Annotated in this window: 19 protein-coding genes; 12 read left to right on the forward strand and 7 right to left on the reverse strand. The window is 44.8% G+C overall.

From position 1 onward, the window contains the following. Positions 1-66: 66 nt before the first annotated feature. From MUK70_RS10335 to MUK70_RS10345, 3 genes are all read right to left on the reverse strand, one after another. Positions 67-2214, reverse strand: coding sequence for a xanthine dehydrogenase family protein molybdopterin-binding subunit (locus MUK70_RS10335; protein ID WP_234656256.1), 2148 nt, complete (start codon positions 2212-2214; stop codon positions 67-69). Between the two features lie 62 nt (positions 2215-2276). Then, the gene (locus MUK70_RS10340) at positions 2277-4436 is read right to left on the reverse strand and encodes a xanthine dehydrogenase family protein molybdopterin-binding subunit (RefSeq protein WP_234656255.1); all 2160 of its coding nucleotides are present in this window, start codon (positions 4434-4436) and stop codon (positions 2277-2279) included. Next, complete coding sequence (locus MUK70_RS10345) at positions 4426-4905, reverse strand: (2Fe-2S)-binding protein (protein ID WP_234656254.1); 480 nt, start codon at positions 4903-4905, stop codon at positions 4426-4428. Before MUK70_RS10345 ends, MUK70_RS10340 begins: the two co-directional genes overlap by 11 nt. A gap of 417 nt (positions 4906-5322) precedes the next feature. Between MUK70_RS10345 and MUK70_RS10350 the strand changes: the two genes are divergently transcribed. After that, positions 5323-6468, forward strand: coding sequence for a sensor histidine kinase (locus MUK70_RS10350; RefSeq protein WP_244784786.1), 1146 nt, complete (start codon positions 5323-5325; stop codon positions 6466-6468). Positions 6469-6471: 3 nt separating this feature from the next. After that, entirely contained in the window at positions 6472-7200 is a 729-nt protein-coding gene (locus tag MUK70_RS10355) for a LytR/AlgR family response regulator transcription factor (protein WP_234656252.1), read from the forward strand. A gap of 115 nt (positions 7201-7315) precedes the next feature. Here MUK70_RS10355 and MUK70_RS10360 read toward each other — a convergent pair whose 3' ends face one another. After that, the gene (locus MUK70_RS10360) at positions 7316-8152 is read right to left on the reverse strand and encodes a DUF2306 domain-containing protein (RefSeq protein ID WP_234656251.1); all 837 of its coding nucleotides are present in this window, start codon (positions 8150-8152) and stop codon (positions 7316-7318) included. A gap of 101 nt (positions 8153-8253) precedes the next feature. Beyond that, positions 8254-8841, reverse strand: a complete 588-nt coding sequence (locus MUK70_RS10365; RefSeq protein ID WP_234656250.1) for a Crp/Fnr family transcriptional regulator — start codon at positions 8839-8841, stop codon at positions 8254-8256. A gap of 595 nt (positions 8842-9436) precedes the next feature. Between MUK70_RS10365 and MUK70_RS10370 the strand changes: the two genes are divergently transcribed. Together MUK70_RS10370 and MUK70_RS10375 are read left to right on the forward strand one after the other, a co-directional pair. Next, positions 9437-12484 carry a SusC/RagA family TonB-linked outer membrane protein gene (locus MUK70_RS10370; RefSeq protein WP_234656249.1) on the forward strand — a complete coding sequence of 1016 codons (3048 nt, stop codon included), beginning with the start codon at positions 9437-9439 and terminating at the stop codon, positions 12482-12484. 19 nt (positions 12485-12503) lie between these two features. Further along, positions 12504-14132, forward strand: a complete 1629-nt coding sequence (locus MUK70_RS10375) for a RagB/SusD family nutrient uptake outer membrane protein (RefSeq protein ID WP_234656248.1) — start codon at positions 12504-12506, stop codon at positions 14130-14132. A gap of 292 nt (positions 14133-14424) precedes the next feature. Here MUK70_RS10375 and MUK70_RS10380 read toward each other — a convergent pair whose 3' ends face one another. Next, positions 14425-14664 (reverse strand): hypothetical protein, encoded by a 240-nt coding sequence (locus tag MUK70_RS10380; RefSeq protein ID WP_234656247.1) that lies wholly within the window; start codon positions 14662-14664, stop codon positions 14425-14427. 535 nt (positions 14665-15199) lie between these two features. On the opposite strand from MUK70_RS10380, the gene MUK70_RS10385 reads away from it, so the two are divergent. The 8 genes from MUK70_RS10385 to MUK70_RS10420 all read left to right on the forward strand — a co-directional run bounded on the left by MUK70_RS10385 (position 15200) and on the right by MUK70_RS10420 (position 21688). Next, positions 15200-15763, forward strand: a complete 564-nt coding sequence (locus tag MUK70_RS10385) for a Crp/Fnr family transcriptional regulator (protein WP_234607394.1) — start codon at positions 15200-15202, stop codon at positions 15761-15763. A gap of 118 nt (positions 15764-15881) precedes the next feature. Beyond that, positions 15882-16271, forward strand: coding sequence for a RidA family protein (locus MUK70_RS10390; protein WP_234656246.1), 390 nt, complete (start codon positions 15882-15884; stop codon positions 16269-16271). Between the two features lie 282 nt (positions 16272-16553). Further along, positions 16554-17006, forward strand: coding sequence for a carboxymuconolactone decarboxylase family protein (locus MUK70_RS10395; RefSeq protein WP_234656245.1), 453 nt, complete (start codon positions 16554-16556; stop codon positions 17004-17006). A gap of 63 nt (positions 17007-17069) precedes the next feature. Then, positions 17070-17420, forward strand: a complete 351-nt coding sequence (locus MUK70_RS10400; protein WP_234656244.1) for a YciI family protein — start codon at positions 17070-17072, stop codon at positions 17418-17420. 10 nt (positions 17421-17430) lie between these two features. Continuing rightward, the gene (locus MUK70_RS10405) at positions 17431-18672 is read left to right on the forward strand and encodes an RNA polymerase sigma factor (protein WP_234656243.1); all 1242 of its coding nucleotides are present in this window, start codon (positions 17431-17433) and stop codon (positions 18670-18672) included. 676 nt (positions 18673-19348) lie between these two features. Further along, complete coding sequence (locus MUK70_RS10410) at positions 19349-19765, forward strand: hypothetical protein (RefSeq protein WP_234656242.1); 417 nt, start codon at positions 19349-19351, stop codon at positions 19763-19765. 219 nt (positions 19766-19984) lie between these two features. Further along, the gene (locus MUK70_RS10415; protein ID WP_234656241.1) at positions 19985-20632 is read left to right on the forward strand and encodes a hypothetical protein; all 648 of its coding nucleotides are present in this window, start codon (positions 19985-19987) and stop codon (positions 20630-20632) included. Between the two features lie 21 nt (positions 20633-20653). Then, positions 20654-21688, forward strand: coding sequence for an alpha/beta fold hydrolase (locus tag MUK70_RS10420; protein WP_234656240.1), 1035 nt, complete (start codon positions 20654-20656; stop codon positions 21686-21688). 83 nt (positions 21689-21771) lie between these two features. Here MUK70_RS10420 and MUK70_RS10425 read toward each other — a convergent pair whose 3' ends face one another. Next, on the reverse strand, positions 21772-22602 hold the full coding sequence (locus tag MUK70_RS10425) for a helix-turn-helix domain-containing protein (RefSeq protein WP_234656239.1): 831 nt from the start codon (positions 22600-22602) through the stop codon (positions 21772-21774). Positions 22603-22633: the final 31 nt, after the last annotated feature.

A 22633-nucleotide genomic window follows, 5' to 3' on the forward strand; every position in this document is an offset into this window, starting at 1 on the left:
AGGGTAATCCTGATATAATCTCCAAACATTTGCATACCTGCGATTTTACTCGCTGATGAGAAACGATTAAAAGAGATCATCTATGCGCACCGGCAAACTTCGGATACGTTTGCCGGTAGCCGCAAAAAGTGCATGAACCAGCGCGGGAGCGACCGGAGGTACACCAGGCTCTCCCGCCCCGCCCATTTTTGAATCACTAGCCACAATATGCACCTCTATTTCGGGAGTTTCATTCATACGCAGCATTTGGTAATCATGAAAGTTACTTTGCTTTACCTGCCCTTTTTCAATGGTTATTTCGCCATAAAGGGCCGCTGTCAGTCCGTAAATGATGCCGCTTTCCATCTGGGCCCGAACGCCGTCAGGATTCACGGCCAGGCCGCAATCAATGGTACAAACTACCCGATGCAGTTGTATCGACCTGTTATCTACAGATAATTCAATGACCTGACATACGCAACTTCCCATCGCCTCGTGAATGGCTACGCCACGGAAGCGCCCCTTCGGTAACGTGGTAAACCATCCCGACTTTTCGGCGGCGAGGTTGAGAACGGAAAGATGTCTTGGATGATCTTTCAGCAGCACACGTCGATACTCCACGGGATCTTTTGCTGCCCGGTGCGCCAGTTCGTTGATCGTCGTTTCTACTGCGAAAGCGGTATGCGAATTGCCCACTGAACGCCATGCCAGAACGGGAATACCAACTTTTGTCGTATGCAGCTCAAAAGAGAAATCCGGAATGGAATCTGAATAGGGCGCGCCTGTTGTCACAGAACTATAATCAATGCCATTGAAAACAATGTCCTTTTCCAATGGTGTATTGGCGAAAAGTGACTGTCCCACAATACGATGTTCCCAGGCAACCGGCAGACCGCCCTGGCCAATCCCAATGTGAACCTTATGCACGTAAACCGGCCGGTAATATCCACCTCTGATATCGTCCTCGCGTGACCAGACGAGTTTAATGAATTTACCGCTTGTTTTGGCGATTTGCACCGCTTCGATTACCCAGTCGGAACTGAATGAGCCGCGCCTGCCAAAACTGCCACCCAAATGAGGCGTATTCAACTCGACCTTGTCCGGGGACAGGCCTAAAAATGATGCTATTTCGGTTTGGTGAAGCAGGGGTGACTGCGTCCCGGTCCACACTTCACATTTGTCTTTCTGGATTTTTACTGTGCAGTTCAGCGGCTCCATCGGGGCGTGAGCCAGATATGGGAATGAAAATACAACGTCCACCGTGTCAGCTGCATTTTGAAAGGCTGTCGATACGTTGCCCTTTTCTTTGATGACTTTCCCTTTTGCGCCCGAAAGTTCCTGATATTCTTCCAGTAATTGCCTGCTGTCAATGGACTTATTTTCACCGTCATCCCATTCAATTATCAATGCATCACGACCGCGTTTTGCGGCCCAGTAGTGATCAGCCAGCACAGCGATTCCGCTCGGGATTTCTACTACATCCCGAACGCCCGGGATCAATTTTGCTTTGGAATCGTCAAACGTTTTTACTTTTCCTCCAAAAACCGGAGCATGCGCTACTACTGCGGTCAACAAACCGGGTAACCGGATGTCGATACCATAAGTAGCCTTCCCGTTTATTTTTTCGGGATTGTCAAGCCTTTTTTGAGATTTCCCGATCAATTTCCACTTTCCGGGCTCGCGTAGTTTTACATCAGGAACAGGTAACATCGAGGCTTCTTTGGCCATCTCACCATAGCTGATCCGATGTTTTCCGGCGATCACAAATCCATTTTCTGTTTTACACATTTCGGTCGGTACGCCCAGTCTTTTCGCGGCGGTAAGGACAAGCATGGTCCGGGCAGTCGCACCAGCCATGCGATAACGGTCGAATTCGGAGCGCGTCGAATCGGACCCGCCTGTGGAGGTCACGAAAAGAGACTGTTTGAAATCGCCCCCTTTGCCCGGCGGGGCGTGTCTCACTTTTATTTTATTCCAATCACAATCCAGTTCTTCGGCGATCAGCATCGGCAGAGTAGTCCAAATGCCCTGCCCCATTTCTACTTTTGATAAAATGATGTGTATGCTGTTGTCTTCACTAATATGGATCAGCGCATTCATCACGTTTTCACCGGTTTGAATGCAGACTTTCGGAATATTTTCCCCTTTCAGGGCATATCCGATAAGTAACCCGCCACTGGCAAAAATAGTGGTTTTAAGGAAGTTCCGCCGGTCGGTATTGCCTGCTGTATTCATCAGAATTAAAGCGGTTAAACAGGACAGAAATCTTGCCAGATCGTACCTGTCCTGGATGTATGTCAGATTTTATCAAGATCAAATGGCAGTTGGCGTATTCGTTTTCCCGTCAGATCGAATATAGCATTGCAGAGCGCCGGAGCAAAAGGCGGTAAACCCGGCTCGCCGACACCACCTGCTTTTTCATTGTTTTCCATGATATGTACCTCAATCTGCGGTGAATCGGCGATGCGGGGCATTGGATAGGTATCAAAATTTTGTTGAACGGCTTTCCCGCCCTTAAATGTAGTTGCATGTTTGATGGCGGCACCCAATCCCATGATGATACTGCCTTCAACCTGAGCCCGTATAATATCCGGATTCACATACCACCCGCAGTCCATCACGGCGATTACTTTGTCAATGTAAATTTTACCGTCGGCCTTACGTGACATCTTCACGGCATGTGCGCAAATACTGCCAAAACATTCGGCGATTGCCAGGCCCCATCCTTCTTTTTTGCCCCGGGAAGTCCAGCTGCTGGCGGTTTCGATGCGATCGATGAGTGCCTGATACCGGGCGTCGGGCAGATGTTTTTTTCTGAATTCCAATGGGTCCTCATTTGCGGCATGAGCAAGTTCATCCATAAAACTTTCACTTGCAAAGGCATTTGTAGAGGCTGATACCGATCGCCACCACATGACCGGGATTGGTGATCGGGTAGGAACGTCGGCAAAACTATAGTGCGGGATGGACTTGAAGTAAGGTTTTAAAAATCCCTCCAGATCTCCTTCATTGTAAGAAGAGGACTTGGGAGCAGGGTAAGGCGTTGCGCTCCACTCCTGACCGATCCATTGAGTTGCGCTTATTGTCTGCCAGGCACTGATATTTCCGTGCTTGTCAATTCCTCCGCGACAGACGTAGCTTGCGCCCGGGCGGAACGGGCCTAGGCGCATATCGTCTTCCCGCGTCCAGACGACCTGTACCGGTGCTTTCACTGCTTTTGAAATGAGCGCCGCCTCATGCGGATAGTCCGTAAAAGCTTTGCGACCGAAGCCGCCGCCAAGGAAAGTCATATGAACCGTCACATTTTCCTTCGGAATACCCATTCGTTCACTTAAATCGGCCTGTGTCCAGTTGGCTTCCTGAATAGGCCCCCAGATTTCAATGCGGTCGGGCCTCACATCAGCAATGCAATTGAGTGGCTCCATGCAGCTGTGCGATTGATATGGGGTTTCATAAATGGCTTCAATATTTTTCTCCGATTCCTGAAAAGCAAGTTCAAATTTTTGGGAAGGCCCGGGCTTTTTAAGATTCTGAAGCATTTGTTCCGAAAGTTGCTCTGAATCCTGGTGGTCGAATCCTTCGTCATTCCATATTACATTCAATGCTTTGCGCCCCTGTATGGCAGCCCAAAGCGAGTCCGCTACGACCGCAACACCCTCACAGAGATTTGCAAAAACTGCCCGGTGTACTTTTAGCACATGCTTCACGCCGGGGATTTTCAAGGCCGCTGCATCATCAAAACTTTTCACCTTGCCAAGGAACCGGGGATTTCGCTCGACCACGGCGTACAGCATACCAGGGATTTTTTTGTCCAGACCAAATACTGCGCTTCCGTTTGTTTTGAGCGGTATATCCTGTCTTGGCAGTGGCTTCCCAATGATCTTGTAGTACTTACGATGTTTTAAGCTGACCTGTTCAGGCGGCGTCAGTTTTGATGCCGCTTCAATCAACTGATCGTAGCGTAACGCTCTGCCAGACGTACGATGGATGATTTGCCCGTTCTGGGCATAACACGATGATTTAGCGACAGACCACTGGTTTGCTGCGGCCTGTATTAACATTTCCCTGGCAGTTGCACCCAGCTTTAAAAGCTGCTGGTACCAACCCCGTATGGAAAAACTCCCTTCCTGGGGCTGGGGGCCAAATTTTTCAGGGTTCGCCGGAGCGAACCGAATATTGACCTGATCCGGGTGGAGTTCCAGTTCTTCTGCGATTATCTGCGGGATGGCCTGAAAGGTTCCCTGCCCCATTTCTGAACGATGACACAGGATCGTCACCTTACCGGATTGGTCAAGGGTAATCCATGACATCAGGTCCTTGCCGGGCCTGATACCTGAGGATGGAAAGTTAACTTTCCCGGTGCCGTAAATGGGCAGGCCGATCGTTAATGCAATACCGGAAAATCCTGCTTGGAGAATAAAATCCCTGCGCGACAGTTCTGGATCTTTACCTTCCATTTTGAGGAGATTTTGAATTGATAGCTGCCGACTTGATCGCTTTTCGGATTCGCGGATAGGTGCCACAGCGACAGATGTTTCCCTGCATGGCGTCGTTGATATCCTGATCTGTTGGGTTCTTGTTGGCTTGCAGAAGCGCAACGGCAGACATAATTTGTCCGCTTTGGCAATACCCGCATTGAGGAACCTGCTCGGCGATCCAAGCTATCTGTACAGGGTGAGAATTATCTGCGGAAATTCCCTCAATGGTGGTGACAGCCTGATCCGCTACGGCAGAAACCGGAAATGAACAGGACCTTACCGGCGAACCACCGAGGTGAATCGTGCACGCTCCGCACTGACCGATCCCGCACCCGTATTTGGTGCCCGTCAGTCCGACCAGATCTCTGATGACCCAAAGTAGCGGCATTTGCTCGTCGGCCTCAATGCGATGATTCTTTCCGTTGACTTTTAGATTGTATACAGGCATAAATAGCTATTTTTTCGGTTTCAGGATGATAGTTTGATTCGCTGATGGTCTGTCCTCAGGGTAGCGCCCCTGGAAATGTTTTGTTAGTGCGTGTGGCAAGCGACAATCCCAAGGATTTGTGCTCACTCATTTTGGGTTAAGGATTCCACCAAAACAATAGATCTTTTAAAATAAAAAAAACATTAGTTGATGACTGGAACTGAATAATTGACCAAATGCGGAAATCGGGATAAACCGGATTCTGCCGGAAAGTAATCCTTGTCAAAGCCTGAAATATACCCTGGCGTACATTTCGTCAACGGATAACCGCAGTTCATATACGTGAGTCGGCAGATGATGGAAATTGTGTATCTTCGGGATAGACAATGAACTGGATTTCGTCTGGCGCATTGAGAGGGGAAATCTTTTTAGAAATGAATGATGTTTCCGACAATTTCGCTGTCCGCTAAAAACTGGTTTTTTAGATACAAATTATATCATTTGCCTTTTTGGTTTCTCTACCATTATCTGTGGTGGGCGGTGTCGATGGGTAATGCTTTCAAACCGGCGAGTTCCCTCACAGTCCTGCCATATGCGATCAAATTTAGCTTCTACTTTATTTTTCAGGCACTGGCGGTTTATTTCAATCTCTACTACCTGATTCCCAGATATCTTGAAAAGAGCAGGTTTGCCGCCTACGTCGGTTTGCTGCTGTCTACGATGGTAGCCACCACGCTTTTTATCATCAGCGGATATTATTTTAGTTCTTATGTATCCGGAAGGAGTCTGTCCGAATTGTATGGGGGAGGAAATGAGGCTGAATGTTTTTACAGATTTCTGAACAATGCACTGCCTTCCACCGTAGCGAGCATGACCTTGGCGATGAGCATTAAACTAACCAAAAGCTGGATCCAAACGCAGCGGAAGCAGCAGGCGCTAGAGAAAGAAAAGCTCGAAACAGAATTGGAATTTCTTAAAAATCAATTCAATCCGCACTTTCTCTTCAATACCATCAATTCGATCTTTTTTCTGATCCATAAAAATCCTGATATGGCGTCAGACGCTCTGGCCAAATTCTCGGAGCTCTTGCGGTATCAGCTCTATGAATGCAATGATCTGCAAATTCCGCTGCACAATGAGATCACTTACATCGAAAACTTCATCGAGCTGGAAAAACTCAGGCAAAACGACAACATTGATATCGCGCTTGATCTGGATCGGCGCAACACCCATCTTTTTGGCATAGCTCCTTTTTTGTTGATGATTTTTGTGGAAAATGCTTTCAAACATGTTTCAAAGCATGCCAGTGGCCCCAACTGGATTCGCATAAAACTAAAAATGGAAGGGGGTAAACTTGATTTCAGTGTTTCAAACAGTACCTCACCCTTTACGACCCGAGATATAATCTATTATGGCGGAATTGGCCTGAAAAATGTACAAAGAAGACTGGATTTGATTTATCCGGAGCAATATGATCTCCAAATAAAAGAAGACAATGTCCAGTTTGATTTAAGACTGCTGCTATGTGTTTCTGAGCTGGTTCCTGCGCAAGGTGACGTGCCTGTATTAAATTTTAATAGCTGATTTATGCTGAACTGTTTGATTGTCGACGATGAGCCACTTGCCAGGGAAGGCATTTCCAACTATGTGCGTGAAATCGATTTTTTGACTCTCAAAGGTACGTGTGAGAATCCTGTCGAACTGATGAAGGTGCTCGGTGAGCACCGGGTCGACCTGATTTTTCTGGATGTTCAGATGCCGAAAATGAACGGAATCGACTTTTTGAAAATCGTGCAAAACCCGCCCATGGTTATTCTCACCACGGCTTATCCGAGTTACGCGCTCGAAGGATTCCAGCTGAATGTGCTTGACTATCTTTTAAAGCCGATCACCTTTGACCGGTTTTTCAAAGCCGCGAACAAGGCTAACGATTACCACCGCCTGGTGACCAGGTCGTCTGACCACGAAATACAAAAACCAGCTTCCGACGCGGATTATTTTTTCATAAAATCAGGGAGCAAATATGAGAAGATCCATCTGGACGATATCCTGTACATTCAGGGAATGCAGAACTATGTTGTAATTTACACCCGTAAAAGCAAATACATGACGCTGCTTTATCTCAAAAATCTGGAAGAAAACCTGGATAGCAAGTCATTCATACGAGTTCATAAATCGTACATCGTATCGGTCAGCAAGATTGAAGGAATTGAAGGCAACGAACTTTTTATCCAGTCGCACCGTGTTCCCATCAGCAGAAACTACCGGGAACAGGTGATACAGCAGGTTGTTAATAAAAAGCTTTGGATCAAATAATCTGATTTCTCCATGGCTCCCCCGAACTTCAAATGTCTATATTTTTTTGATGTTTTTACTCCTACTTTAAGTCCACTCGTTACTACCGTTCAGCTGCCGCACTTAATAATGATGACTAGATTCGTGGTAGCCACATCCCCATCGTCGCTCCGAAAATCCCAACACCCATGATTAGTGTTACTAAAAAAATGATTAGCGACACGCCGATATTTAAAGTGAAATTGTTTTTTCTGCAAGCAAAAAAATACATCTCCAAAAGAATGAGTGAAAGCGGAATGGCATAAGTACTGATAGCAAGAAAGGTTAGAAAAGGGCCGGTAAATGTTTTTGAATCAAACCCAACCGGAGCTCCGTTTATCAATATCCAGAACATAAGCCCTACCCGGAAAAACCAGACACCGCTAACAACCATAAAAAGCCTTAATGACCAGCTTCTGTGACTTTTAAAATTTCTTGATCTCGCTTTTCGGATAGAAATTATAGCAAATAGAATGATATATACAGCTTGGATACTGATGCTGATTTGCTGCGTATGATCGCCAATCGTTCCCCGTGTCCAAACCATAATCAGTCCTGCGGCACTCACGATAATGGCAGCCGAAACATACACGCGTCCAATCAGACGATGTATTACAGGTAAGCGTTTTCTTATCTGAGGTATAAGCTGCAATGGACCGCCCACTACCATGATTAAAGCGAGTAGTAGGTGTAGCCCGACGACAAAATTTCCTTTCCAGTCTCCCTCCACGTAACCATGTGGGAGTACCCTGTTCCACTTTTCAAACGCACCAGTCAAGGCAGGTCTACCATAGAACAATAGTATATAAGCGGCAAATATCCATTGGCCGAGAGTAGCCACGACAAGCCACAGGGTTGCAGTAAAAGTTAAGATTCTAGTTGAATACGAAGTATTTTCTGTGCTGGATAACGGAACATCTGTTTGTGTTATCATCTCTTATGGCTTCAAATTTAATTTAAACTTAAAGCGCGAAGTTTCCAGACAAACCAGACAAATGTCCAATAGGGATGAGCGGTTGTATTCCAGTTTAACCGCTACTTGCTGATTGCACTTCTTAATCTGCTAATATGCCGCTGTGTGATCCCAAGGTAAGAAGCGATGTATCTGAGGGGGACGTTTTTTAAGATGTCAGGCTTCTCAATCAACAATTTCCTGTACCGGCCCTCAGCAGTCAAATTAACCAGGTCATTAATCCGGTCTTTGTCTTGTTGAAGATGTTTTTGTAAGATGCGGATGGTGTATTCTTTCTGGGTACTGCTCACACTGGCACGACTCTCCACTTCTTGGCGGCTAATGCGTAGTAATTTGCAGTCTGTAATACAATGTAAGTTCTCATTGGAGACTGTGCGATTCATGAAATGTGAATAAGATGTAAAAAAACGGGAACCCTCGTTCAGATCGGTGGTGATCTCGTTGTTGTCCTCGTCCAGGTAATAGTTCCTCATGTAGCCTGCGACTATGAAATTATGGTAATCAGGAATTCGTCCGGCTGGCTCTATAATCGTATTTTTTGGGACAAAAGCAGGCTTAAACGAATCACGAATCGCATCCTTGTCACTTTCTGGCAGGATCAAAATTTGTTCGATATAATCGAATAATTTCGTGTAATAAGATTCATCCATAAAAGGACCGTCCAAATGGGGAGTGAAATTTCTTTAACAAGCTTCAAGTTAGGGAAAACCATAGATGATGTCAATTGAGTACCAATGACCGGTAACAGGCTTTAAGCAGTGCATGATACCGGTTATTCCCACATCGTATCAATTACAGGGCAGCCCTCCTGTATCAAAATCACCGTTTTGGCAGTGGAACCCCGGAAGGAGGACAAACTGCCAATTCCTTCCAGCAGCATATGGTAAATATCGAATTGTGGATGAGCAGAATAAATTTCTAATACTGCTAAAATTTGCACTGTTCCGTTCATTATGCAATAATAAGATCAAAATACAGTCAGTAGTTGCTAAAAACCGTATTTTATTTAGTATTATTTAGACTTAAAATTGTATTGTAATTTGATATGCCGCTAATAACGGATGATCTAGCCTGCGTATACGGTATATGGTTAGCGAGTTCAGTGTTTTGTTCCTGGGGTGAACAAATTCGCTGATTTACTGATATTATACGCTCAGTATGCCCAAAATTAAGTAGGATTTAAGCAATTTAAATTATTATAAATTAAATATTCTATCTATAAAAATTAACTAAAACGGTTCCATTATGATTACAAATCGACTAACTCCTCTCGCGGGGTTTGGCAGACCACTTTGTGCCATGCTGATTGCAGGATCCCTCTTTTCACATCAGGTGATAGCCGCCAAAGTCCCGCCTGCTTCGCTTAAAATGGAGCTGCCCATGAAGGCAGAAAAAGTACTGAAGGGAAAAGTGCTGGACAATAATAATACAGCCTTGCCTGGTGTAAGTGTTGTTGTGAAAGGAACTTCGAGCGGAACTATCACAGATCCCGAAGGTAATTTTGAGCTAAAAGTGGAGGATCAGGCCACCACACTTGTTTTCTCATTTATTGGTTATGTTTCGCAGGAGATTGCAATTGGTAATCAGTCCAACTTCAATGTAGTACTAGCGACCGACAGCAAGGAACTTACGGAAGTGGTCGTGGTGGGTTATGGAAGTCAGCGTAAGGCAGACGTTACCAGCTCGGTGGTTCGTGTTACGCAGGAGAACTTTGTAAAAACGCCTGCAGTGGATGCGGGTCAGCTTTTACAGGGAAAAGTAGCTGGTCTTACCATTTCAGCGCCAAGCGGTGACCCTACACAAGGCTCACAGATCCTGCTTCGGGGAAATACTACTCTGCTCGGTGCTAACTCCAATCCGTTGGTACTCATTGACGGTGTCCCGGGCGACCTCAAAACCGTAGCCCCAGAGGATATTGAATCCATTGACGTTCTGAAAGACGGTTCTGCGGCTGCGATCTACGGAACGCGGGGTACCAATGGAGTCATCATTGTCACTACTAAAAGAGCTAGTGGAAATTACAATAGTACGGTTGAATACAACACTTCTTTCAGCACGCAAACCGTTGCCCGGAAGCTCGAACTGCTCACGGCAGCCGATTACCGCGAACATATTGCGCAGGGTATCCGGGAGCCTTCGTGGGACCTGGGCTCTGATACAGACTGGATGAAGGAAATTTCTAAAAAAGCATTAAGTCAGGTTCACAATTTGACTTTTCGAGGCGGCAGTCACCGTACCAATTATCTGGTAAACCTCAATTACCGGTATCTGGATGGTATTTTTATTAAATCAGAAAATAAAACTTTCAATGGGCGCGCCGATGTAAACCATACCATGTTGAATGACAAACTCAACATTAACCTTGGTTTTATCAATTCCTACAACAGTTATCCGACCACCGGCGACGGGGTCAGTTTCAATGGTTATACTTACCGTCAGGCAATCATTCAAAATCCTACCGCACCATTGCAAAATCCGGATGGCACCTGGTTTCAGCAAACGGGGATCTTTAATTACGATAACCCCGTGGCTCGTTTGCGGGAAAGTGATGGGAAAAACAACTCCCAGAATACTCGGATAACGTCCAATATCAGCTATAATCCCATTGAAGACCTGAAACTTTCGGCCTTGTTTTCCTACAATCAATACAATCAAAATCGTGGCTATTCAGAAACCAAAAGCCATGTATCTGCATTGAGGGACGGGCGCAATGGCTACGCCTCTATTGGTTCAGTGAGATCAGTAGATAAGCTTATGGAGCTAACCGCACAATATTCCAAAAACCTGAACCGTCACAAATTCTCCCTGCTGGGCGGTTATAGCTATCAGGACAACTCATTCTCAGACTCTTTTATGCAGAACTGGGATTTTCCGACCGATAAATTTTCTTACAACAATATCGGTATCGGAGATGCATTAAAGACAGGGCTTGCACCCATTGGCAGCTCGAAAAGAGAGACGAACCTGATCGGTTTTTTTGCAAGGGCCACTTATAACTTCGACGACCGCTACCTTTTACTGGCAAGCATCAGGCATGAAGGAGCCAGTCAGCTTTATGGTGCCAAAAACCCTTGGGGAACATTCCCGGCAGTTTCGCTGGGCTGGCGCATTAGCAACGAGGCATTTATGAAAGGGCAAACGATCTTCGAGGATCTGAAATTGAGAGCAGGTTATGGGGTTACGGGAACCCAGCCTAACAACCTGTTTCTTGGCGTGGCGATCCTAAACTATCAAAAGTTCTTTTATAGCAATGGCAAATGGGTTCAGACCCTGGTTCCCGCCCAAAATCCAAATCCAGACCTGAGATGGGAGGAAAAGCATGAGTCGAATATCGGACTTGATTTCGCTATTTTGAAAAACAGGATCAATGGTAGCGTCGATTTTTATAACAGGAAGATCAAAGGGCTTTTATATGATTTTCAGGTGCCTAGCCCACCGAACCTTTACACATCAACGCGGGCAAATGTGGGTGTGATGGAGAACAGAGGATTGGAAGTACTGGTCAACTTTGTGCCGGTGCAGACTAAAAACTTTACCTGGAATGCGAGTGTCAATTATTCGACCAACACCAATAAACTGGTGAGCCTTTCGAACGACATTTACAAAACGACCAACGATTTTTTCACAACAGGTGCAACCGGCGACCCGGTTCAGACTTTCACGCACATTGTGCGCATTGGCGACCAGGTGGGTGACTTTTACGGATTCAAAGTACTTGACATATCCGAAGATGGGAAATGGATTTACGAAGGCCGTGATGGCCAGCCGCAAAATTATGATGAGTTCCAGCATGCATTTGAAGACAAACGGGTGCTCGGTAATGGTCTGCCCAAATTTTATCTCAACTTCAATAATAACCTGCGTTACAAAAATTTGGACCTGGGTGTAACCATGCGCGGCGCATTCAAATACCAGATCCTGAATTATCAGCGCATGTTCTTTGAAAGCACTGGCCTTCAACAGTATAACAACTTGAAATCGTCCTATGACAAGGTTTTTGACAAAGCAGTGCTGAGCCCGACGATGCCGCAGGAATTCAATAGTTACTACATTGAAGATGGTGATTTCTGGAAAATTGATAACATCACGATCGGTTATAACATCCCGAAGCTCAAAACAAAACACATCAAGGCTATCCGGGTTTATGGCTCTACGCTGAACACATTCACTTTTACCAAGTACAAAGGAGTGGATCCTGAGGTAGACAGGCTGGGACTTTCTCCGGGTAATGACAGTCGGGACAAGTATCCAATGACCAGGACATTCACGCTGGGATTAAACTTGTCATTGTAAAAACTTTAACAATCTTATTATGAACAATATACACTTTGGCTTAAAAAGTAAAATTGCAGTCGTGGCCCTGTTACTGGGCAGCTCTTGTACCGATTTAAAAGATGAAAGCTTCGATCGCATTATTGCCAATCAATTTACTCCCGCATCCGGTGATGTGGCCTCGCTTGTAGGTGCTGCTTACACCAACTGGCGCGACGTGATGCAACAATGGAACGGACTTTTCCGCACGCAGGAAATATCAGGTGACCAACTCGTTATACCCTCCCGTCCCAACGGCTGGGTTGATGGCGGCGTTTACCGCAGGATCCACGACCACAAATGGACTGCCGACGACGAGATTGCGATAAATAACTGGAACCGGTCTTACGCAGGTATTGCCAACTGTAACCGTCTTATTTATCAGATTGAATCGGGAAGCATTCCGTTCACAGACGGTAAGGAAGCGGTGATAGCTGAGTTGAAAGTACTGCGCGCATCTTATTATTATGTGTTGTGCGACCTGTTTGGAAATGTGCCCATTATCACCCAGTTTGATGTTCCCGCTGGTTTTATTCCAAAACAAAGCACGAGGAAAGAGGTTTTCGATTTTATTGTAAAGGACATTCTGGACAATTTGCCGCTGCTTTCAGAAAAGAACGACCCTACTACATATGGTCGTTTCAACAAGTGGGGCGCGCATACTTTGCTTGCTAAAATGTACCTCAATGCAGAAGTTTACACAGGCACGCCTGCATGGGAAAAGTGCATTGAACAATGCAACCTGGTCATCAACTCTGGTGCAGGATATGCTTTGGAAGCGACCCAGAAAGAGGTTTTTAAAACAAATAACGAATCGTCAAAAGAAATCATTTTCGCCATACCATTTGACATCAAATATGTAACTGACTGGAACGGGTTTTCTATTCACATGGAAACTTTGCAACCAGCCAATCAGGCTACGTACAACCTGTTAAACACACCTTGGGGCGGGATTTGCGCCATTCCGCAGTTTATTGATTCTTTTGATAAGGACGATGAGCGGCTAGTAAGCAACTGGATTCAGGGCCCGCAATATTCGGCAGGAGGCACTCCTCTGAAAAGTACGTTGGGTGCATTTGCCGGAAAGCCGTTAAGCTACATTAATCAACTGCCAGGTGTAGATCAGTCAGAAGAAGTGCATGGTTTCAGGCTAGGTAAATTTGAAATAGAAAAAGGAACAACTGTAAATCTAAGCAACGACTGGCCCTTGCTACGCTATGCCGATGTGCTGCTGATGAAGGCAGAGTCGTTACTAAGGACCGGAAAAGGCTCCGAGGCCGCAGCAATCGTGACTACTGTAAGAGCGCGCAATTTTAAGGCCAACCCTGCAAAAGCCGTTGTCACTGCTGCGGATCTGCAAAAAGGGAGCACTTACGCTTACGGGTTGAAAAACCATAATACGACCACAAACGAAGGCGGGGCTGATATTAAATATGGACGTTTCCTGGATGAGCTTGGATGGGAATTTGCGCAGGAAGGGCGCCGTCGGCAAGATCTGATCCGTTTCGGTGTGTTCACAACAAAATCCTGGTTATCTCACGTGCCCAACGGTGCGTATCGCAGCCTGCTTCCAATCCCAAGGCCTGAACTAAATAAAAACTCAAATTTGTCCCAGAATAATGGGTACTAATTCGAGACTTTTAATGGTTTAACTTCATTATTTTGACCGGCAGCCTGGGCTGCCGGTCATTTTTGTGTCAGTAAAGTAGCTCAAATCCGTTAGTTGCACAAATGCCATCCAAGGACCTCAAACCGCTTACTTATCTATGCTGAACCTGAGTTTAAGATATTGTTGACCACTACCGAAATGCTCGGAGGGCATTGATACTTTTTGCCTTGCAGGCTTGACTTTATATAAACATCAACGGCTGGAATACCGGTAACCCTAAATGTTGAGACAGACAAGCGTGACTTTACAGATATCATTTACGCTCACAATCACTTTGTGATTGTGCACTTTCGAATTCCCATCTGATCAAATCCATCCAGAAACCTCTATCATCCATCTCTGAAAATTCTTCCTGCTTAAAAGTAATGGTCCAATATGACGAGTCTTGGGAATCCTTGTCCGGGACAACGATATTGAGATGGAGATTATCCGTCGTTGCGGGCATCGAAGCAACGATCTTTTTTGCTTCTTCAATGGCTTGATCTTGTGTCATGCTCGTCCTAGCTATTTAAACCTACGTCTACATTTCCCAGCACATGGGCGCGTTCATAGCTGCGGGTGTTGCTGGTTTTACACCAAGGTACAAAATTCATATCCTCTTCAATTTTTTTATCAACGATTTGCCTTAAAGTTGAGTTATCCTGATATTTCGACGGCCTCATATTTTGGAAACAGACACCTTTGTGGAATTTGGTAATTGGCCTTGGAGGATTGAGGCTTACGAGCATAACTCCGACGAGTTTTTACCGATTTTTGATCTTTCATTTTGCATCACGTTGTGTAAAAATGTGGATCGCTTTTCGGAGCTACCTCACCAAACTGACCTTAAAGGCTATGCTTAAAGATGGTTATCATGTTTGATCGGATGTAAGCGATGGATAAGTCTGTTCTGAGACTCGTCAAGTTCGCTTTTTAAATGACATTTAATACAGGGATTAGTGCAAGAGTTGGTTAATTCAGGAAATTATCAGAAATAGTGATCAGGAATGACTCGCTTGAATTGGCAATTGAATCTTCGACTTTAATCAATGTACGAGCAACTCAGAGCACATATAGAAAAGATTGTTGAACTTACAGATAGTGAGTTTTTGTTTGTTTCTGAGCATTTTGTTGCAAAGAAATTCAAGAAGCACCAGTTCCTTATACAGGAAGGCGAACAAGTAAAGTATCACTACTTCATCATTTCGGGGCTTTTGAAGCTTGTTTACACGGATGACACCGGAAAGCAGCACATTGTTTCTTTTGCTATGGAAGATTGGTGGGAAAGTGACTTTTATGCCTTCTATATGCAGACAACAGCGACAATGTCACTCGAATGTCTTGAAGATACCGAAGTTCTGTGCCTTTCTTTGGACGGCTATAAAGCTCTTTGTGACGGGCTGCAAAAAATGGAGCGGTTTTTCCTTGAAAAAGCAAATTTCGGTTTCCTGGGTGCGCAACGTCGCATTATATCCTGGTTAACATCCAATGCAAAAGAACGTTACGAACAGCTCCTCAAACAGTATCCGGCGCTCATTCAGCGCGTACCAAAAAGTCAACTTGCGGCTTACCTGGGCGTGTCGCGGGAAACACTGAGCCGGTTATCGCCTTGATGTGATATATCTCACATTAAATTAGTGAGAATGATCAACGACTTCATGCAGGCCTTATTCCAAACTTTGCAGTGTAATTAACCTGTGCCACAATTGGCGCAAAATCAAATATCACTCAATGGAAAAGCGCATTATTAATCCCTGGCAATGGCAAGATGCCCGCAGCTATGTACAAGCTGTTGAAGTTAAAAGTGTAGAAAGCACGCTGTATGTCTCAGGACAAACCGCCATCAATGCGGAGGGAATTTCTAGTAACGAAGACATGAAATCCCAGTTAACCTTAGCCTTACAAAATCTAAAACAAGTCATCACCGAGGCCGGTTACGAATGCAGTGGAATTGTACGGCTAAACATATACACTACTGCGACCGCAGAGCTTTGGCCTCATTTCAACATTTTTCAGGAGTGGGTTGCCCTGCATCAGGTTAAGACCACAGTCACTATGTTGGAAGTCGTAAGCCTGTTCGAAACATTAAAGGTTGAACTGGAAGCCACAGTCGTGAAGTAAAAATGGAAGCCTAAAAGCGCAGCTATCCGATGGGGCTGGCTGCGCTTTACTTCCCTCAAATACCAACCTTAAAAACTGATGCGTAATCCACATTAATTCGAAGGCCTATTTTATAATAATCATTATTTCTGGCATGCAGAAGTAGCCTCAAAAAGCTTCCTCATAAGCTCTCCTATCTTTTTTCAAACCTCAGTCACAGATTTTTCTCAAAAAAATATGCTATCTCTGTCCAATCCGCAGCAGCCGATTGTCAATAGGTTTTTAATTAAAACAAATTGTTAAATGGAAGCTAGAGTTAATTTTCAGGAAAAAGGACAGGGCGCATTGAAAGTGCTTTTCAGCATGGGCGGTTACCTCAAAAAATCAACAATTGGGCATCAACTACTGGAATTGGTAAACTTCCGGGTGTCACAGATCAACGGCTGCGCATATTGCCTGGATATGCACTCAAAAGATCTTCGCGCAATGGGCGAAACTGAACAGCGATTGTACGGAGTAAGTGCCTGGCGTGAAACGCCTTATTACTCCGAGCGCGAACGCGCTGCATTTGCCTGGGCCGAAGCTGTGACGCATTGCCATGTGAGCGAAGAGGTATTTCAGGAAGTAAGCAATCATTTTACTGAGGAAGAAATGATCGACCTTACCTTTTCTGTAAATAACATTAATAACTGGAACCGGCTTAATATTGCATTTCAGACAGTCCCCGGCGACTACCGCGTCGGACAGTTCGGCTAAGCCTTTTCGGTTGATAACCAGACCTTAAAAAACCACTTTTGTTAACCATTACACTTAGAAAAAATGAACGACTTCGCAATAATCATACACAGAGACCTGGTCAGCAAAGACGCCAGCCCATCGCCCGAACAAATGCAGGCAGCCATCAAGCCGTTTCAAGACTGGATTGGCGGCATCGCTGCCCAAAATAAGCTGGCAGCACCGCCCAAGCGATGGGATAGTGACGGCAGAGTGATCAAATCAAACAGCGTCACCAACGGCCCCTACGCCGAGATCAAAGAATCCGTAGGCGGCATCATCCTGATTCGCGCGGCAGACTATGACGAAGCGGTAGAAATAGCCAAAGGCTGCCCCGTGATTGAATGGGGTGCATCGGTGGAGGTTCGAATGGCGTTGCCAACGCCTGGGAATTAAACCAAGTTCAATGAGCGCTGCCTCCCTTATCCCTGATTTGTTCAGGACAGAGTACCGCAAGATCGTTGCGGTACTCTGCTATCATTTTGGTTTTGAGCATATTGAAATCGCCGAAGACATTGTGAGCGACACATTTTTGGCCGCAACCGAATCGTGGGGTTATAACGGTTTACCTGAAAACCCGAATGCCTGGTTATATACAGTGGCCAAAAACAAAGCTAAAAACCACTTGAAGCGCAGTTTGCTTTTCACGCAAAAACTGGCTCCTGAAATCCGCTATCAGGCACACGACACAGAACCATCGGATATAGACCTTTCGTCAAAAAACATCGAAGACAGCCAGCTCGCAATGATTTTCGCAGTCTGCCACCCGAGCATATCCAGGGAGTCTCAGGTTGCGCTGGCGCTAAACCTGCTTTGCGGCTTTGGTATCCAGGAAATCGCTAACGCCTTTCTGACGGAAAGAGAGGTCATTTACAAAAGAATAAGCCGCGCAAAAGAAAAATTGAAAGAAGAGAAGATTCGCATCGGTCAGCCTACGCGGGCTGAGATCCACGAGCGGCTCGAACCGGTTTTAAAAACGCTATATCTTGTCTTTTCAGAAGGATATTATTCATCCGGGACGCAAACCGATGCAGTGCACGCCAATATCCGCAAGTCGCTCTGTGCTGAGGCAATCCGGCTAAATTACTTTTTGGTACAAAACGATCTGACTAATACCCCGGCCACAAATGCATTACTAGCATTAATGAGCTTTCATGCCTCGCGTCTCGAAGCGCGGATTAGCGAAAACGGGGAAGCAATTTTATATGAAGACCAGGACGAGACGCTGTGGAACCGTGAACTGATCGATCAGGGCATTTACTTTTTGAGAAAGGCTGCCGCAGGAACAATCGTCACCCGCTACCATTTGGAAGCGGGCATCGCCTATTGGCATACTATCAAAGAAGATTCGCGGGACAAATGGGAAAACATCCTGGATTTGTACAACCAGCTGCTCGTGCTGGAATACTCCCCCATCGCGGCATTAAACCGCACATTTGCGCTGGCTAGGGCAAGAGGCAAGGCAACGGCCATCGTTGAAGCAGAAAAGCTAAGTCTGACTTCCAATCACCTTTACTATGCACTACTCGGAAATTTATACACGGGCCTCAACAACTATAAGGCAAAATTGAACTACGAAAAGGCGCTCGAACTAGCAGTCTCGGCAGCCGATAAGGTGACGATTCAGCGGAATATGGATGCGCTTTGATCCACACACCCGATCCTATTGCTACAGTTGAAATAAATCATGGAACCGATAAAAAAACAGACGCTGATCAAGTAATTCATTTATTTAAATTGCCAGGTTATACGCTTTTCACAATAAGGGAAGATATCAAAGATATGATATCAATACCGCGCGCCATTAAAGCTTTAAATTATCTGCTGTATATACTCCATTGTTAGTATCAATTCACAATGGAAGAGATTACGCATATTTATAATTTATGTGAACATTATCGGTGATAAATGTTACCATTATTATATTATCATTAAAAGAATCTATGGGTAGAATGCGGCCCTCAAATCAACAATAATTTTGTAGTCTCAACTTAACAACAATCTTATGAAGAATCGCTACTCAGTTCCATTGGAGGTATTGCTTCGCACTAATTTCCCGGGAATGGACAAATCAATAATGGCAGGACAAGCAGCGGCTGTATAATTATAAATTCGCCTGTTTATAGTCAAGCATGTGTGCCTGCTGCCGGAATATGCGGAGACTTGCAATTCATGTATTGGCGAACCGAAACAATCTGCGATCGCTTCGACGGAAACCCCGATGCAATTGATTGGTCTTCAATGCCAAACAAGTCGCCGGGCGGATGCTGCGCAGATCCAGGCAGTGTCTATATAAACAACGGGGTTTAAATCCCAACAAACAAATGAGTAGGTCACGAATAATAAAAATTTCAGGCATTGCAGTTATTTTAATCACCGCAATACTGGGCGTCATTTTCATGGGAAACCAACATGTTTCTAGCATAATTGTACACAACTTTGGTGATAGCACAACCTTAGCAGTTGTTCCCTGGAAAGGAAATAACATCTCAGTGGCTATAAACGTAGATGGTTATACTACTGCCGATTATGCCTTAAAAATTGGGATTTACTATCGCCCTCTCAAATCCAAGTCCGATTCTTTGATCCAAACCGAGTTAATCCACATACCTCGCGGAGAGGTTAAAGCCAAATTTCTCCGAGATTATTACGGCTCAAAAGGAGTTGGCAAAGTCACAGCCACTGTTATTGGTGCACAGCATGCCACTGGGGAAGTTGAAATTAGCATGTCAATTCAGTAAATGCACTTTTGTATTACACTGAAAGAGCCTTACACTAATCCTGTAAGGGGTCCAGTAAGGGTATAGCAGCTAATCCGGACTGCAATTGCATTTCTAACTAATCTCAATTTAAGTTGTATAAAACCTTTTTATAAAAATTAACAGGCATCAGTTTAGGGTGAGCCATTCTTTGGTTGTCGGTCAGCCAGATAATGTTCAACTAATATAACAGCCTGAAAAATGAAATATTGGAACCTGGTCTGGTTTTTACTTCTGGCCACCCTTAACAGTTACGCCCAGTCTGCATATCCCGGCAAAGAAAGCGGCCTGAATGTACATGCCTCGGTACTCGGCGCACTAAAATACCCTGGCCTAAAAATCGGAGCGGACTATCTTTTAGTCAGTAAGATGGTTGCGAAAGCCAAGCGGAATGGCGACCGAAAAACAATATACCGCAACCGCTCCATCACTACGAATCTGGGATTTTATTATCACGAAGATTACAATGCCAACCTATTTCTCCAAACGGGTTACCAGTGGCAGCGTATCAATCAAAACGGCTGGTTTTCCGGCTTCGAACCACAGATCGGAATCAGCCGCACGATTATTGACGGTACAGTTTATCGCGTCGGAGATGACGGCGCTGTTTCTAAACGCAAATTAGCCGGTGACTTCTATTTCGCTCCCTCCTTAACCGTCAGTTTTGGAAAAGATTTCTCGATGAAAAATCCTGATAATCCGCTCTCACTATTTACAAAAGCAACATTATTCACCAACCTGCCTTATAACAACTTCGTCGTAGGCCGGGTCATGGTAGAGGTTGGTGCCGGGTACAAGTTCAGCAATCTGATGACCCATAAAGCTAAAATCAAGCAACGTTTCAAATAAATAAATCAATCAGCTATGAAAATGAATTTCATTATATCCCTGGCAGTGGTTTTGCTATTGGCGGGATGTCAGAAAGAAGAAATAGGTACAAGCGGTCTTGTCAGAGATCAGTTTTACCTCGAAAATGACGACGCTAAAATGCACGTATACCTTGAAGGGAACATCAGCAGCGACAAAATTCTCGCCATGGTGCATGGAGGTCCCGGCGACGGATCATTGTACTATAATATTGACGAAGCCACCCATATTGCCGAAAAGAATTTTGCAGTAGCCTACTGGGACCAGCGCCTTGCCGGTACCACGCAGGGTAACATCAGCAAAGCCAACATTGCCAATTATCTGGACGACCTGAAAAAGCTGATTATCCTGCTGCGTCATCGTTATGGTCAATCAAAGAAAATATACTTGCTCGGTCATAGCTGGGGAGGGTTATTGGTACCCTTATTTTTGCAGCAGGCTGATAATCAATCATTGGTGAGCGGGTGGATACAGGTGGACGGCGAGCATAATTACGCTATGAGCGACTCGCTTTCGCGCAACAACCTCATCAAGTTTGGGGAGCAGGAAATACTGGCGGGACGGAATGCCGGAGATTGGCAGAAGATCACGGATTATTGCCGCGACCACGATCCCAAAAACAATTATTCAGTTACCAGGAAAATCAATGGACACGCGCACGACGCCGAGGACCTGATCAGCGACATTACGACCGGTAAGACGACCAAAGAACTGATCAAGTTTTTTATACGGGAATATAACTATCCGGTGACCACCTATCTCAGCAATGGGGTTTACAGCAATTTCATTAAAGAAATCGACAAGCAGGCATATGCTCAAAAAGCCACTGAAAACCTGTACAAAATTAAAGTACCGACACTTTTGCTATGGGGAAAATACGATTTTGTGTGCCCTCCCCAGCTTGCAGATGACATTAAGGCGCGCATAGGGAGCACGGATGTGATGACAACAATTTTTAATCACAGTGGTCACAGTCCGATGTTTAACGAGCCGACCGCCTTCTGGCAGAGCGTGAACCAATGGGTTATGGGTCATTAAATAAATGAATGCGAATCCAATTGGGATTTTGAGCTCAATTTATCTTGAATGATTTAATCAGTCATCAAAAATCAAGCGACAATTTAGCATTCGGTAACCAGATGGTTTATCGTTACAACACCATTATCAGGAATGACGCTTTGTGTTTTTTGATTGTTGAAAAGAAATGTCTTGGGCGTAAGGCCGGAAAATGTTTTAAACTCTTTTATAAAGTGAGATTGATCAGCAAAATTGAGGTAATGTGCTAAACCGGAAAGGTTTTCAAACTGGTTATCCCTAATTGCCTGGAGTGCTGATTCAAATCTTGCCGCACGAATGAACAGTTTCGGAGACAAGCCCGTTGAAGATTTGAAACGCCTTTCAAACTGGCGGGTGGAGATTTTGAAATAATTAGATAAACTATTTAAAGATGTTTCGATATCTATATCATTGATCAAGCGGATACTTTCACTGATTAGATGGTCCGGCGGTGCGGCATCATTTATTTTTTTTAATAAAAATTCAGTTAATAGATCTATGCGTTCAGCTAAACATCTAGAATAATACAAACGTTCTAGTAAATCAGCTGGGGCAAAATTGATCAGGTCAACAATCTGGTCGTTTAGCTCATTGACATTGATCCCGAAAAGTTGCTTAATGGCTTGTGGATAAAAAGTGACAGTTACAACTTCATGATTGTCGAGATCAAGTATATATGGCAAGATTTTCACCCCACAGATAAATGCCGGGGGTAATGCGTCCGCATCCCTAAAAAATGCTGATCGTCCGTTGTTGTGCTGAAATACCAAATGCGGATAACGGTCGGCAAAGACCTTAATCTGTGATAAACCACTAAGCTTATTAAAATTCAATGCGCTGAAATATCGCACATAGGGTGCTAATAATTTATGCGGTGTAAATACCCTATAATCCATGTCACTTTTTAGTCAAATTGATTATAATATC

The sequence above is a fragment of the Dyadobacter chenwenxiniae genome, assembly GCF_022869785.1.
Lineage (GTDB): Bacteria > Bacteroidota > Bacteroidia > Cytophagales > Spirosomataceae > Dyadobacter > Dyadobacter chenwenxiniae.